Here is a 13946-nt window from a genome sequence, read left to right on the forward strand (position 1 = left end):
AAGCGAGGTGAAAAAATTAATATAGAGTAAGGGGGGGAGAAATATGAAAGCAACAGGAGTTATTCGAAAAGTAGACGAATTAGGACGAATTGTTATCCCTAAAGAATTACGCGATGTATTGGGAATACAAATCAAATCACCGCTTGAAATTTTTGTAGAAGCAGATAAAATCATTTTACAAAAATATCAACCTTACAATGCTTGCCAAATCACAGGTGATGTTTCAGAACAGAACATATCATTAGCAAATGGAAATATTACTGTTGGGATAGAGGGAGCGGAATATTTAGTAAAAGAGATAGAAAAGTTTTTAAACAAGAGTGAGGTTTAGTCTTAATTTATATTATTTTTCAAATTACATATCATTCTTTTAAAAGACTGTAAGAGGACCATTAATTGGTTCTCTTATTTTGGTTAGTAGTTGAACGACATGGGGTGTTACTTCCTACAAATCATAGGGAAAATAAAAAAGTAGTATAGAGTTAGTAAATGATGTTGAGAAATATTTGAAAAGAAGGAAAACAAAAAGAATAAAACGAATGTTACATTTACACGTATTCAAAAGTGGTCTGAAATGAAAATAATACATTTTCAGGAGGGATTACGATGAGTAGTACAGTGAATAAACAAAAAGGTATACAATTGATTCCGTTTACCGTAAATAAGGTGGTAGAACAAGTAAATGAAATTCCACCAGGTGTACAAATGATTCACGCTCCGCAAGTATGGGAAAAGAGTGTGAAGGGGCAAGATGTAGTCGTTGCCGTATTAGATACAGGGTGTGATACTAATCATATGGATTTAAAAGATCGTATTATCGACGGAAGAAATTTCACAAAAGATTATGAAGCTGATCCAAATGTGTATCTTGATAATAACGGACATGGTACTCATGTAGCGGGGACGATTGCCGCGACTGAAAATGGTGTCGGTGTATTAGGAGTTGCACCACTTGCTAAAATGTTAGTATTAAAAGTTTTAGCGGGAGATGGTTCTGGAAGTTATGAGCAAATTATTGAGGCAATTCATTATGCTGTAAATTGGAGAGGGCCGAATCAAGAGAAAGTGAGAATTATTTCAATGTCACTTGGTGGTCCGCAAGATGTTCCAGAATTACATGAAGCAATTCAAAATGCGGTAAAGCAGGATGTTCTCGTTGTATGTGCTGCTGGAAATAATGGAGATTGCGATGATGAAACAGAGGAATTAGATTTCCCAGGTGCTTACTCTGAGGTAATTGAAGTTGGTGCTGTTAATTTAGAGCGGAAGATTGCATGTTTTAGTAATTCAAATCAAGAAATTGATCTAGTAGCGCCAGGTGATGAAATATTATCTACGTATCCAGATGGGAAATATGCCGTGTTAAGTGGAACTTCCATGGCGACGCCGCATATTGCTGGGGCGCTCGCCTTGCTCATTAAACAGTGTGAGAAAGAATACGGTCGAAAGTTATCAGAGCCGGAAGTATATGCACAACTTATTAAAAGAACTGTACCTTTAGGGTACGAACGTACATCTGAAGGGAATGGATTAATAGATTTATTAAAAGAATAGCCATATTAAAAAACATCTCATATGAATATGAGATGTTTTTTAATATGGCTTTGTCGCATGTAATACAACTTGTAACAAACCTGGGAATCTAGCATTTAAATCTTCTTCACGAATTGAAATGAAACGTTGTGTTCCTTCAAGGCGCGTGTACATAACACCTGACTCACGTAAAACTTTGAAATGGTGAGATAAAGTTGATTTCGCAATAGGGATGTTTAAAGCACCACAAGATTGTTCACTTTTCTCTAGTAACATATTTACAATTTGTAAACGAATTTGATCGCTAAGTGCATATAAGACAGAAGAAAATTGAATTTCTTCTCGATTTGGATGATAGAGTGTACGCATATTTCACCTACTTGTATAAGTTAAGATATTTGCACTATAACATATAAAGTGATATATTTCTATTGTTCGAATATATTCGAACAATAGAAATATAGGGGGAGAAAAAATGAAGTATACAAAATTGCAAAAGGCAGGACTAAATATTTCAAAGTTGGGTTTAGGTACAAATGCAGTAGGGGGACATAATTTATATGCTGATGTGAATGAAGAAGAGGGAAAGCAATTAGTAGAAGAAGCTATTCAGCAAGGGATTACATTTTTTGATACAGCAGATTCATATGGTTTTGGTAGATCAGAGGAATTAGTAGGAGAAGTATTAAAGGGAAAACGTCATGAGTTTATACTTGCTACAAAAGGTGGAATTCAACCGTTGTTAAATGGAGAAACTTATATTAACAATGAACCAAGTTATTTAAGAAATGCTGTGGAGAATAGCTTAAGAAGATTACAGACTGATTATATTGATTTATATTATTTACATTTTACAAATCCTGAAACAAGTTACATAGATTCAATCGGAGAGCTTACTCGTTTAAAAGAAGAAGGGAAAATTCGTTCAATTGGAATATCGAACGTAAACATAGAACAATTAAAAGAAGCGAACCAACATGGTCATATAGATGTTGTACAATCTCCGTACAATGTGTTAGAACGTACGGCAGAGGAAGAACTGTTGCCGTATTGTATAGAAGCGGGTATTTCATTTATTCCATATGGGCCTCTTGCTTTTGGAATATTAGGTGGGAAATATACAGAAGATTTTAAATTGAACGAAGTCGATTGGCGCCAAAATGTAAATCTATTTGAAGAAAATACATATAAGAGTAATTTTAAGAAAGTGGAAAAGTTAAAAGGGCTAGCTAAAGAAAATGATATTGAAGTGTCTCATTTAGCGTTAGCATGGTTATTAAATAAAGAAGGAATTGATACAGTTATACCTGGTGGAAAGCGGGCAGAGCAAATAAGAGAAAGTGTGAAAGCGGTAGACGTTTCATTGAATGAAAGAGTCATGAAAGAAATCCAATCTATTTTAGAAGATTAGTGAAACAGAGGGATAGTACCCTCTGTTTATATAAGGAGAAGGTCTAAATGAATAGAGTACTAGCTGTATTTTTCACGATAATGTTTATGATCGGTACAGACACTTTCTTAATTTCACCACTGTTGCCGACATTACAACAGGTGTATCATGTTTCAACCGAGTTGTCAGGATGGATGGTGAGTTCGTATGCTTTAGGGTATGCTGGATTTGCGCTTATTGCTGGTCCTATATCAGATGGATTAAACAGAAAAAAAGTGATGGTACTAGGTATGAGTTTTTTTGCAATAAGTACGTTTTTGTGTGGAATTGCACCGAGTTTTTTATGGATGCTAACATTTAGATTTTTAGCAGGTGTAAGTGCAGCTTTTGTATCTCCACAAGTGTGGGCATCCATTCCGCTCCTTATAGAGAAAAAGCAAATTGTGAAAGCAATTGGGGTTGCAACAGCAGGGTTATCAATCTCTCAAATTTTAGGGCTGCCACTGGGAGCTTATTTAGCAACGATACATTATACAATCCCATTCTATTTCATTGGTATATTATCAGCACTACTTGTTATTCTTATTTATGTTGTATTACCAGAAATACAGTCGGTTCATATAGATGGAAATAAAAAAGTGATTTTACAGCGTTATAAACAATTACTTACAGATTCAAAGGTTTCACTTTCTTATTTTGCATACTTTGTTTTTCAAACCGGAAATTTTGCTGCATTTTCATTTTTTGGTGTATGGCTTTCCATTCAATTTGGCTTACAGGTTCATGAAGTAGGTACGGCTATGCTTGTACTAGGATTAGGAAATTTAGCTGGTAATATTTTTGGCCCTAGACTTGTAAATAAAATTGGATACAATCTTTCTTTCTATGGTGGAATTGTATTTACGGCAGTGTTATATGTAATACTTCCCTATTTAAAGAATCTTATTTTTGTTGAATTCTTTTTCTTTGTTTTATTTTTTGTGACAGGAATTTTGTTTGTATTAATGATGGGACATTTACAAAACATGTCTACTATAGCACGGGGAACAGGTGCTGCCCTTGCTAACGCCTCGATGTACATTGGCCAAATGATTGGTGCGGTAATAGCAGGAATGTTATTTGCAACATCTCACAATTTTATACTAGTAGGTAGCTTTACAGCGTTATTATATGTTGTAGCTTTATTTCTGCTTAGAAAAGGTGAACACATTAGTAAAGATAATGAAAAAGGAATTGCATCATAAAGTTTTAGTAAATCAAAAAACAATTTTTTAGGATAAGTTAAAAAGGTGCTTTTTGATTGCATAGTTGCTGTATTTTTAATAATTCGTCGTTGAGCTGTATGATTGAAAAGGATTTGTAATAAAATTATGGGAAAATAAAAAACCCCTATATAGATAGGGGTTTATATATCGGCATATAGCTCCTCGGAAAAGGATATACCTAGTTTAACATATAGGAGTACTTATAATTGTGAAATAGATGTGAAAGTAATGTGAAAAATGTTGTAATAAAAAGCACTGTTTTAGCTAATGTAGCTAAAACAGTGCTTTTCTCTTTGATTGAACAGTTGCAGCATTTTCATCATGTATACCTGCATCTTTAATAATTCGTTGTTTTGCTTTATTTAATAGATGGTTTACTGCTTCGCCAAAATAGTTAGCTTCGCTTTTTGTGCGGGCTTCTCGTAAACATTTATAGTTTTCTAGCAGTTCCTCTTTTTCGGAGTTTGTTAAGAAATCTTCTATTTTCTTTTTTGTCATACGAAACACCCTTTCTCCTGACAAACGACGCAATAGAAAATATTTATTTCTCATTATAACAATAATTTTAAAAGAAAGTATACACTAACGTCGCAATAATTTGTCAATTTCTTGAATCTTCTCATCAGCTTTCCCAATTTGCGTATTTTTAGCCTGTTCGCCACCAAGAGCTTGATGTAGTAAAAAAGTTTGACCGGAAATAGCAGTTACAATGGATACTTTTATAATTTCTTTTATTGCGGTGACATCGAATAAAACGAGCCCAAGAAGTGCGGCTAGGCTACCAGTAAAAATATCAGTTAAAAATCCAAAATGAAAAAATGTTTTCAAACGGCGTGGAAGCAATAACTTACCTTGGTTATTGATTAGATGGGAAACGAAGCCGGTAATGCCACCAACGAGAACAGCGGTTAGCCATTGATACATTTCCATCGAATCCACTCCTTTTAGTGAATAAGATTCGATTATTTTATATTGATTCCTTTTAATATTTCATATAAGCATATTGAGAAAGTTTGTTTGGGTATATTTTGTATTCAAATTAATTATAACAGAAAATTTAGATAGATTTCAGTCTATTATATGAATCATTTTTACAATAATATGAATGCAGAAAGGGGTGCGTGATATGAATATAGATTATCGAATAAGAAGTGTAGATGGTTATACAAAAAAATAGGGGAATTAGTAAGCCTGCTTGAGCATACGAGAGCTGTAACATTAGGCGAAGTAAAAAATTTATCAGTTGAGCAATTAGATTTAATTATGCAAAGCAGCGGAAATTCAATTGGCGCCTTATTAAAGCATATAGCAGCTATTGAAAAAGTTCATCAGCTTATTTCATTTCAAGATCGTGACTTTACAAAAGAAGAATTAGAAATATGGGAAGATGCACTGTATTTAGGGGAAGCGGGTAGAGCAATCTGTGGTCATGAAATACAGTATTATGTACAACTTCTACAAAGTGTTCGAGAAGAATCTCTGAAGTATTTAAGTGAACAAGGTAATGAGTGGCTCATGTCAGAAAGAAAGTGGCCTAACGGTGTAGTATATAACCAGCACTATCTTTGGTTTCATGTGCTAGAAGATGAAATTAGTCACCGAGGACAAATTAGAATGCTCAAAAACAAGTTATTTGAAAATTACGTTAAATGATGTAGCTTTTTATAGGAGAATTCCATATAATGAGAGTAATTAAAATAAGAACGGGGTGATGTATTATGGCGAAAATAACTTATATGAATAATAAATCAAATACAAAGGTGGATGGAAAGGGCGAAACGATATAAGTGAGCGCACTATCCTTCCACTTAGCTTAAACTAGGGAGGATATCAATTTGAATCAAAATATTTTAGAATCGTATGGCTGGGATTCTTTTTTTGAGGAACAAGCTGTAGAGAACTTTGAAGTAGGGCGTATTTTACTTGAGCATAAGCATATATATCGAATTATTTGTAATGATGGTGAATATATGGCAGAACTGTCTGGAAAGTTTCGGCATGAAGCAGTAACGAAGGGAGATTATCCAGCTGTTGGTGATTGGGTGTATATAAAGAAAATAGAGAATGAAAAGAAAGCTATCATTCATCGTATTTTTCCGAGAAGAAGCTCTTTTTCTAGACAAGAGGCTGGTACTCGAACGGAAGAACAAGTAATAGCAGCAAATGTAGATTATTTATTTTTAGTGAATGCACTTAATCATGATTTTAATGTTAGAAGGATGGAACGTTATTTATTATTAGCGTATGAAAGCGGTGCTATGCCAGTTATTGTTTTAACAAAGAGTAGTATATGTAATGATGTGGAACGGAAAATTGTAGAAACGGAAGCTATAGCAATTGGTGTTCCTATTTTCGTTGTTGATAGTTTAGAGCATACAGGTATTGATTCGTTGAAACAATTCGTTTCTTCAGGGAAAACAATTGCTTTAGTTGGGTCATCAGGGGTAGGAAAGTCAACTTTGTTAAATGCGCTAATAGGAATTGAGGTAGCAAAAACGGGAGATATACGTGAAGAGGATAGTAGGGGGAGGCATACGACAACGCATCGAGAGTTATTTCAATTGCCAAGTGGCGCTCTCGTAATTGATACTCCCGGCATGAGAGAATTGCAACTGTGGGAAGGAAGCGAAGCGATTCAAACAACATTCTCTGATATTGAAAAACTTGCGACAACATGCCGTTTTCGTGATTGTAAGCATGAGAATGAACCAGGATGCGCGGTGCATAGTGCAATTGATAACGGACTTATTACGATAGATCGTTTGAAAAGCTATAAAAAATTACAAAGAGAACTGGCGTATTTTATGAGAAAACAAGATGTAATCCTTGCCAGAGCAGAGCGTGATAAGTGGAAAAAGCTTTCTAAACAACATAAAAAAATGTAAAAACCAAAGGGTGCCCCTTTGGTTTTTTCTATTTGTAAATTTTATAATAATATTATTCATATATATAGACAAAGGGAATTTAATTGTTTAAACTTTACAAAGTATTCATCATAATAGGTTATGAAAATAATAATTAGGGATTGGGAAATATTCATAATTAACTCAATTTAACTTTTAAATTTGAAAATTAGGAGGTTCATAATGGATAAACTATTAAATTTGTTTCGTGATATGAAAGTAGCAAAAAAGCTATTAATTTCATTCTTTGTAATTTTAATTGCGGCTGTGTCTATTATCGGAGGCATGTCTTATCAAACAGCCAAAAAGAATTTTGAATCGCAAATTAAGAGTAGTGCCAACGACAATATAAAAATACTGGATAATTTAATCAATCAAATGATTGATGCAAAATTTAATGATGTGAATAATTTTGCACGGGTGATTCAGGGGAATATGTATCAAGGAGATAATCAGGATGAATTAAGAAAAATGTTATCTCAATATATAAATTTAAATAAAGATGTTGAACAAGTATATGTTGCCGGAAATGATAAAAAATTTGTACAAGAACCAAATATACAAATGGCAACAGACTATGATCCAACAGAGCGTTCTTGGTATAAAGATGCGGTTGCAAAACAAGGTGGTATTGTTGTTACTGAGCCATATAAGGCAAAAGGAAATGGACATATTGTCGTAACAATCGCAAAACAAACAGAAGATAAAAATGGGGTTGTTGCGCTAGATTTAAGTTTAGATAATTTATTAAAAACATCAAAGTTAATTAATATTGGTAAAAAAGGATATGCCTTCATTTTAGATGGAAAGCAAAAAATAATTGCTCATCCACAAGAAAAATCAGGGGAAAAAGCGGCTGATTCTTGGGCAAAGAAAATTTATGAAGATAATCACGGTGCTTTTTCATATTCTTATGGCGGTAGTGAAAAGAATATGGTATTTGCTACAAATGTAAAAACAGGTTGGAAAATTGGTGGGACTATGTACTCAAGTGAAGTAATTGAAGCTGCTCAACCTGTATTTTATAATATGTTAATTGTTATGCTTATCTCATTAGTAATAGGTGGAGCACTTATTTATTTTGTAACACTTTCAATTACGAAGCCTTTAAAGAGATTAGTTGTTACCTCTAAAGAAATAAGTGAGGGGGATTTAACGCAAACAATTGAAATTCATTCTAATGATGAAATCGGCCAACTTGCTAAAGGATTTAATGAGATGACGAATTCGTTACGGACGTTAATCGGAAGAATTAACGATTCAGCTGGGCATGTTGCAGCGGCATCAGAAGAGCTAACTGCAAGTGTAAGGCAAGCAAGTGAAGCGACTGAGCAAATCACAATCGCAATGGATGAAATATCAAGTGGGGCAACGACGCAAACAACAAGCGTAGAAAATGGCGCTATGTTACTGTTTGATGTAACGGAAGGAATTCAACATGTAGCAAATAGTTCATCATCTATTAATACGGCTTCTGCACATACTCGTGAAAAAGCAGAAGATGGTGGGAAACTAGTAGGAAGAACAGTAAACCAGATGCAGTCTATTGCAGAATCTGTGTCACAATCAGATGCAGTTATACAATTACTAAATAATAAATCAAAACAAATTGGTGATATTTTAGAAGTAATTCAAAATATTGCAGATCAAACAAACCTTCTAGCTCTAAATGCGGCGATTGAAGCCGCAAGAGCCGGTGAGCATGGAAGAGGTTTCGCAATTGTTGCAGATGAAGTACGTAAATTGGCAGAGCAGTCTAGCGTATCTTCTAGTGAAATTAGTAAATTAATATGTGAAATACAAGATGATATGGGTAAGACAGTCAAATCTATGAATCATGTAAATGAGGAAGTTCAATCTGGACTTGTTATCGCAAATGAAACGAAGCAAAACTTTGCTGAAATTTTACAATCTACAAATGAAATAGCTAATCAAATTAAGACGATGGTTGAAACGGCTAATGGAATGTCAAAAGGGGCAAATGAAGTATCTATTTCGGTAGGACAAATTGCAATGACAGCGCAAAATAATGCAACAAGCACACAAAATGTTGCGGCTTCAGCTGAAGAACAGCTAGCTTCGATGGAGGAAATTGGATCCGCAGCGGGCACGTTATCTCAAATGGCTGAAGAGTTACAAGGACTAATTGACAGATTTAAAGTTTAATAGAGAACAGACTATCCCTAGTAGCATTATGCCACTAGAGGGTAGTCTGTTTTATTGTGTAAAATCAAATAGGGATGTAGACTTCCTTTATGACGTTTAAAATGGCATTTTGCATAATGTTTGTCGAAAAATAGAGGTATTTGTTAGCTTTGTGTATAATTATTAACGTATAGAATACAAATAAAAGGAGAGTATTATGGGAGTGTATTGGGGGACAAAAAGACATTCTTGGCTTAGTTACGTCTCATTTTGGCTAAGTATTTCATTTTTTATTGTTTTTCTAATTGAAGTGTTTATATTAAAAACACTTTCGAATAGCTCGGTACAAATTGTTAAATATTTTTATTTTATACTTGTACCAGTAAATATTTTTCTTAGTTTAAAGTTACTATTTAAGAAGAATGAAAAGAAAGCGTTACCTATTTTTAGTTTCATTGTCTCATTATTATTTGCAATTTTAATAATCGTATTAGTTTTAGCAGCTATAGGGAATTTCTTTTAAGGGGAGTGGTATAAGTCACTCTCCTTTTTTATTTGTGGTAGTCTTACTATATATAAAAGTATGAATGCTGTGAGCTAATAAAAGCGGAGAGTAGACAATATTTGCATGGATTAAATCCTGACGCTATTTAAACTTGTAAGAGTGTATGGAGTAATGAGGTAATATAACATAATAATGGAGATAGAATTAGTTATTTTATAAGTATCTATGAAGCAAATGAATACGGTAAGAACGGTGATATATGGTACAATAGCTATGGATAGTGATAGAGATAAAGGGTATATAAAATACTCATCGTTTTTTAGTAAGAGAGGGGTTATCTTATGCTATACGAGGATTTGGAGACATTATTTCAAACAGCTCCGAAAGAAGATAGAGGCGGATGGAAATATATAATCCAAGAACAAAATGATACATATAAAATTGTTGATGAAATACTGAAAAATCAAATGAGTGTCGAATTGTATTTTAATGAATACGATGAGGTGAAAATCACTTTATATAAAGATGGAATTCCCATTACGACTATACAAAGAATTGTGATTTCAAAAGTTGAATTAGACGAAGATGAAGAAGGTATTCAATTTGTTTTAGAGCGCATGCCTAGTCGAATGATCCGGTTGCAGTTAAAGCCGTATTTAGCATTAGAAATGGGACCGTACTGGGAAGTATGTGATGATTGTGAATGAACATAAAAAAGCATCCAATAACATGGATGCTTTTTTATGTTTTTTGAAGTTGTTTAAACGCAATGATTGGAAGTATAACAATACTTACCCATCCGATGATAGGATATAGAATATGAAGTAAGTCACTGTAACCGATGTAACTAAAGCAATAACTAATTAGTAAAATGAAGAAAATAATATTGTGATTTTTCCACCCAGTAATAGATTGCATCTGTTTTGTCATTCCGAACACATTACCAACTAAAGTTGTGAAAACTTCACCGAAAATAATGAGAACGAAGAAGAAGTGAAAAGTTGCATTAAATCTTCTTATGACTTCAGCCATTGGGATGTTATATTGATAAAATTGATCGACTGATAAGATTGCTAAATGGCTGCATAATAAAATTAAAGAAAGTCCAGCACCACCTAAAATCCCACCCCAAAAAATGGCTTTTCGATCCTTTACTTCACTGGCTAATGGGACGAGAACACTTTGGGCGAGAGAAAGATTTAAGGCGACATATGTAATAGGGCTAGTAATCCATTTCATATTCCAGCTCTCTGCAGGAATAGTGTTATTAATGGAAGGTGTACCGTGAAAAAAGGTTGTAATAGCAAGTCCGATAATAAAAATCATCATAATAGGTACGACAAGTGTATTTACTTCAAAAACACCTTGTAATCCGCGGCTACTTATAATGAGACAAGCGATAACTGTAATGAGAATACCGAGTTGTCTTGGTAAGCGAAGTTGCTCTTCAAATACTGCACCAGCCCCTGATAACATAACGCTCGTTACACCGAATAAAACGAGTAATAATAATGTGTTTACAACATTCCCAAATACATCCCCAAATAAATATTTGTTAAATTCTTGCGCTGAAAATGCCCCGATTTGTGATGAAAGTAACATCATCTTTGTGCCGAGCCAAATAAAAAAAAATCCACTTACACATATGCCAATTGTCCCGTATAATCCATTCACTGTGAAAAATTCAACAATTTCTCGTCCAGTAGCAAATCCAGCTCCAACGACAGTTCCGATATAAGTAGCAGCTACTTTCTTTGCTACTTGCCATTGTTGATTGTCCATGTTATCCCTCTTTCTACTATGATGAGCTTGATGTACTATTATGCATATGTATGAGCTTGGACAATTAGACGTATGAAGTGTTTGAAAAAATACATGAATTAAATGATATTAGGGAAGTATTAAAGGTGTTAAAACTTTGTTACATATAAGCCGATTGTTCGAAAGGAAAGGGAATGTATGGTAAAATGTAATTAGGTTATTAAAAGATAAACATTACAAAATGATAAGAGGAGTGGATTGTATGAGTACGAAAACAAATGTTGTTGAAGTATTAAACAAGCAGGTAGCAAACTGGAATGTGTTATATGTGAAATTACATAATTATCACTGGTATGTGACAGGGCCACACTTCTTTACATTACATGAGAAATTTGAAGAGTTTTATAATGAAGCTGGAACGTATATTGATGAGTTAGCAGAACGTATTTTAGCTTTAGAAGGTAAACCATTAGCGACAATGAAAGAATATCTCGCAACATCTAGTGTCAGCGAAGGGACAAGCAAAGAATCTGCAGAAGAAATGGTGCAAACATTAGTGAATGATTATTCTGCACTTATTCAAGAATTAAAAGAAGGTATGGAAGTTGCGGGCGAAGCTGGCGATGAAACATCAGCTGACATGCTGTTAGCAATTCATACAACATTAGAACAACATGTATGGATGCTAAGTGCATTCTTAAAATAACGATAAAAAATATAAAGAAACCCATTGAAAAATTATTTCAATGGGTTTTTTTATGATTTTTCAGTTTTCTTTTATGCTATAATATAGTAAAAAGGAGGCGATGCGATGTTTCGCTTTTTCAGAACTGGAAAAGAAGAGCGGGAAATTACGAAAGATGAATTAGAACAAGCGATGGCTCAGTTTTTAGAAACGAATGCTAATATCGTTTATACAGTATTAGTAAATGAAGATTATACAGTAAATTATGATTTGTTAAAACCGTATTTACCTGCATTTCCAACAAATGATTTTCTCATAACGAAGGAAACGCTTGAGGTATTTGAACATACAGCAGAAAATTTAAACCTAGTGAAAGAAATTGATGTCGTACAAAAGGCAGTAGATCAATACGTAACAGAAAAAGAAATGTTCCCAATTGTTGAAGGTAGCGAAGATCGCCTCATATGCGGAATGAAACTAGGACCTTACTTAAATCGTAGCTTAAAAAGAGACTTATATATTTCAGAAAAACATTATTTAGTTTCAAGTAAACCAGATAGAAAAAAACAAAAGAGCGGGTAGACGTAATGAAAACAACAATACATATATTGTTGTCTTTTTTTTGTTTGTTAAAATATTGACTTTTCAGTTTATTAATATTTATATTAAATGTATTGGACAGAGAAGGATAACTATTAAGTATCATTCGGAGAATAAGATATTGCTAGGGCGAGTTATATAAAATCTTCACAAAGTGGTATAAAGATTCGCAAAATAAATATTATAAAAAGTTTCGGGGGAATTGGTACATGAAAAATAGTATGACTTACATTCAATTATTAAATGAAACGTTACGTTGTTATGCAAATAAAGGAAGTTTTGAAGCGTACAATTATATAATGGAAAACGCTATAGGTGTAATAGGGAATGAGGCGCAAATATATAATTTTAAGTATGCGCTCGCAAGTGCATCAGGACTTGAAAAAGAAGCATTACATTTAATGAGGGAGGCCATTATAGAAAAGGGATTCTGGTATGGAAATGAATATTTGATTTCCGACGAAGATTTAAAATCACTACATAAATTTAAAGAATTTCATACAATGGTGCAATTATGTAAAGAAAGAGAAGAATTAGCACATAAAAAGGAAAGACCAGATGTGAAATATATATATAGCAAGAAAGAGGGGAATCTACTACTTACAATACATGGTGACCAAGAAAATATTCAAATAATAGAGCCATATTGGAAATCAGTTTTGACACAAGATTACACGTTAGCTTTACTACAGTCTTCACAAATTCAGTTTTCAGATGGATTTGTTTGGGATGATTTAGAGAGAGGGAAAGGGGAATTAAAAGAGCATTACAATAAGTTTATAGAAAATCATACAGTAGAAAATGTGATAATTGGTGGTTTTTCTGCAGGGGCAAGAGTAGCTTTATATACGATTTTACAAAAAGATATAGATGTAGATGGTTTTATTTTTATGGCACCATGGCTTCCTGAGATTGAAGAATGGGATGAGTTGCTAAGAGTGCTGCAGGATAAACATATAAAAGGATATATAGTATGCGGGGATCAAGATGAAGATTGTTTCGAATCCACGCAGCAATTTGTACGATTATTAAGAGATAAGAATATAGAACATAAGTATAAAGTTGTGCCTAACTTAGATCATGATTATCCTATTAACTTTGATGAGCTATTAAAAGAAGCTATTGAATATATAGGAAATAAAAACAATAAGTAGTAAGA

The 13946-nt window shown here is 33.5% G+C and carries 15 protein-coding genes and 1 pseudogene; 12 read left to right on the forward strand and 4 right to left on the reverse strand.

The window, feature by feature from the left end:
- Positions 1-43: 43 nt before the first annotated feature.
- Both AC1Q51_RS01230 and AC1Q51_RS01235 read left to right on the forward strand, forming a co-directional pair.
- A complete protein-coding gene (locus tag AC1Q51_RS01230; RefSeq protein ID WP_000648324.1) occupies positions 44-331 on the forward strand; it encodes an AbrB/MazE/SpoVT family DNA-binding domain-containing protein in 288 nt (95 codons plus the stop codon).
- Positions 332-606: 275 nt separating this feature from the next.
- Positions 607-1554 carry a S8 family peptidase gene (locus AC1Q51_RS01235; protein WP_098284416.1) on the forward strand — a complete coding sequence of 316 codons (948 nt, stop codon included), beginning with the start codon at positions 607-609 and terminating at the stop codon, positions 1552-1554.
- Between the two features lie 39 nt (positions 1555-1593).
- On the opposite strand, the gene AC1Q51_RS01240 is transcribed toward AC1Q51_RS01235, so the two are convergent.
- Positions 1594-1902 carry an ArsR/SmtB family transcription factor gene (locus tag AC1Q51_RS01240; RefSeq protein ID WP_053564708.1) on the reverse strand — a complete coding sequence of 103 codons (309 nt, stop codon included), beginning with the start codon at positions 1900-1902 and terminating at the stop codon, positions 1594-1596.
- A 106-nt stretch (positions 1903-2008) separates the two neighbouring features.
- On the opposite strand from AC1Q51_RS01240, the gene AC1Q51_RS01245 reads away from it, so the two are divergent.
- Complete coding sequence (locus tag AC1Q51_RS01245; protein ID WP_097821625.1) at positions 2009-2944, forward strand: aldo/keto reductase; 936 nt, start codon at positions 2009-2011, stop codon at positions 2942-2944.
- A 47-nt stretch (positions 2945-2991) separates the two neighbouring features.
- Positions 2992-4167, forward strand: a complete 1176-nt coding sequence (locus AC1Q51_RS01250) for an MFS transporter (RefSeq protein ID WP_097821626.1) — start codon at positions 2992-2994, stop codon at positions 4165-4167.
- 294 nt (positions 4168-4461) lie between these two features.
- Here AC1Q51_RS01250 and AC1Q51_RS01255 read toward each other — a convergent pair whose 3' ends face one another.
- Both AC1Q51_RS01255 and AC1Q51_RS01260 read right to left on the reverse strand, forming a co-directional pair.
- Positions 4462-4686: a hypothetical protein gene (locus tag AC1Q51_RS01255; protein WP_000162602.1), complete on the reverse strand. Its 225-nt coding sequence runs from the start codon at positions 4684-4686 to the stop codon at positions 4462-4464.
- 84 nt (positions 4687-4770) lie between these two features.
- Positions 4771-5118 (reverse strand): DUF4257 domain-containing protein, encoded by a 348-nt coding sequence (locus AC1Q51_RS01260; protein WP_000426317.1) that lies wholly within the window; start codon positions 5116-5118, stop codon positions 4771-4773.
- A gap of 196 nt (positions 5119-5314) precedes the next feature.
- On the opposite strand from AC1Q51_RS01260, the pseudogene AC1Q51_RS01265 reads away from it, so the two are divergent.
- The 5 genes and pseudogenes from AC1Q51_RS01265 (at position 5315) to AC1Q51_RS01285 (ending at position 10448) form a co-directional block, all read left to right on the forward strand.
- Positions 5315-5841: pseudogene (locus AC1Q51_RS01265) on the forward strand (DinB family protein).
- Between the two features lie 182 nt (positions 5842-6023).
- On the forward strand, positions 6024-7073 hold the full coding sequence (gene rsgA / locus AC1Q51_RS01270; protein ID WP_065228694.1) for a ribosome small subunit-dependent GTPase A: 1050 nt from the start codon (positions 6024-6026) through the stop codon (positions 7071-7073).
- Positions 7074-7274: 201 nt separating this feature from the next.
- The gene (locus AC1Q51_RS01275) at positions 7275-9257 is read left to right on the forward strand and encodes a methyl-accepting chemotaxis protein (RefSeq protein WP_097821628.1); all 1983 of its coding nucleotides are present in this window, start codon (positions 7275-7277) and stop codon (positions 9255-9257) included.
- Between the two features lie 196 nt (positions 9258-9453).
- Complete coding sequence (locus AC1Q51_RS01280) at positions 9454-9759, forward strand: hypothetical protein (protein ID WP_000539572.1); 306 nt, start codon at positions 9454-9456, stop codon at positions 9757-9759.
- A 323-nt stretch (positions 9760-10082) separates the two neighbouring features.
- Positions 10083-10448: a DUF3979 family protein gene (locus tag AC1Q51_RS01285; protein ID WP_000965063.1), complete on the forward strand. Its 366-nt coding sequence runs from the start codon at positions 10083-10085 to the stop codon at positions 10446-10448.
- A 34-nt stretch (positions 10449-10482) separates the two neighbouring features.
- Here AC1Q51_RS01285 and AC1Q51_RS01290 read toward each other — a convergent pair whose 3' ends face one another.
- Positions 10483-11523, reverse strand: a complete 1041-nt coding sequence (locus AC1Q51_RS01290; RefSeq protein ID WP_000370207.1) for a YkvI family membrane protein — start codon at positions 11521-11523, stop codon at positions 10483-10485.
- 241 nt (positions 11524-11764) lie between these two features.
- Between AC1Q51_RS01290 and AC1Q51_RS01295 the strand changes: the two genes are divergently transcribed.
- The 3 genes from AC1Q51_RS01295 (at position 11765) to AC1Q51_RS01305 (ending at position 13941) form a co-directional block, all read left to right on the forward strand.
- On the forward strand, positions 11765-12208 hold the full coding sequence (locus AC1Q51_RS01295) for a Dps family protein (RefSeq protein ID WP_000105199.1): 444 nt from the start codon (positions 11765-11767) through the stop codon (positions 12206-12208).
- A gap of 105 nt (positions 12209-12313) precedes the next feature.
- Complete coding sequence (locus tag AC1Q51_RS01300; RefSeq protein ID WP_000488209.1) at positions 12314-12769, forward strand: DUF3939 domain-containing protein; 456 nt, start codon at positions 12314-12316, stop codon at positions 12767-12769.
- Between the two features lie 227 nt (positions 12770-12996).
- Positions 12997-13941: an alpha/beta hydrolase gene (locus tag AC1Q51_RS01305; protein WP_071731025.1), complete on the forward strand. Its 945-nt coding sequence runs from the start codon at positions 12997-12999 to the stop codon at positions 13939-13941.
- The last annotated feature ends 5 nt before the right edge of the window (positions 13942-13946 follow it).

The sequence above is a fragment of the Bacillus sp. MT94 genome (assembly GCF_058792475.1).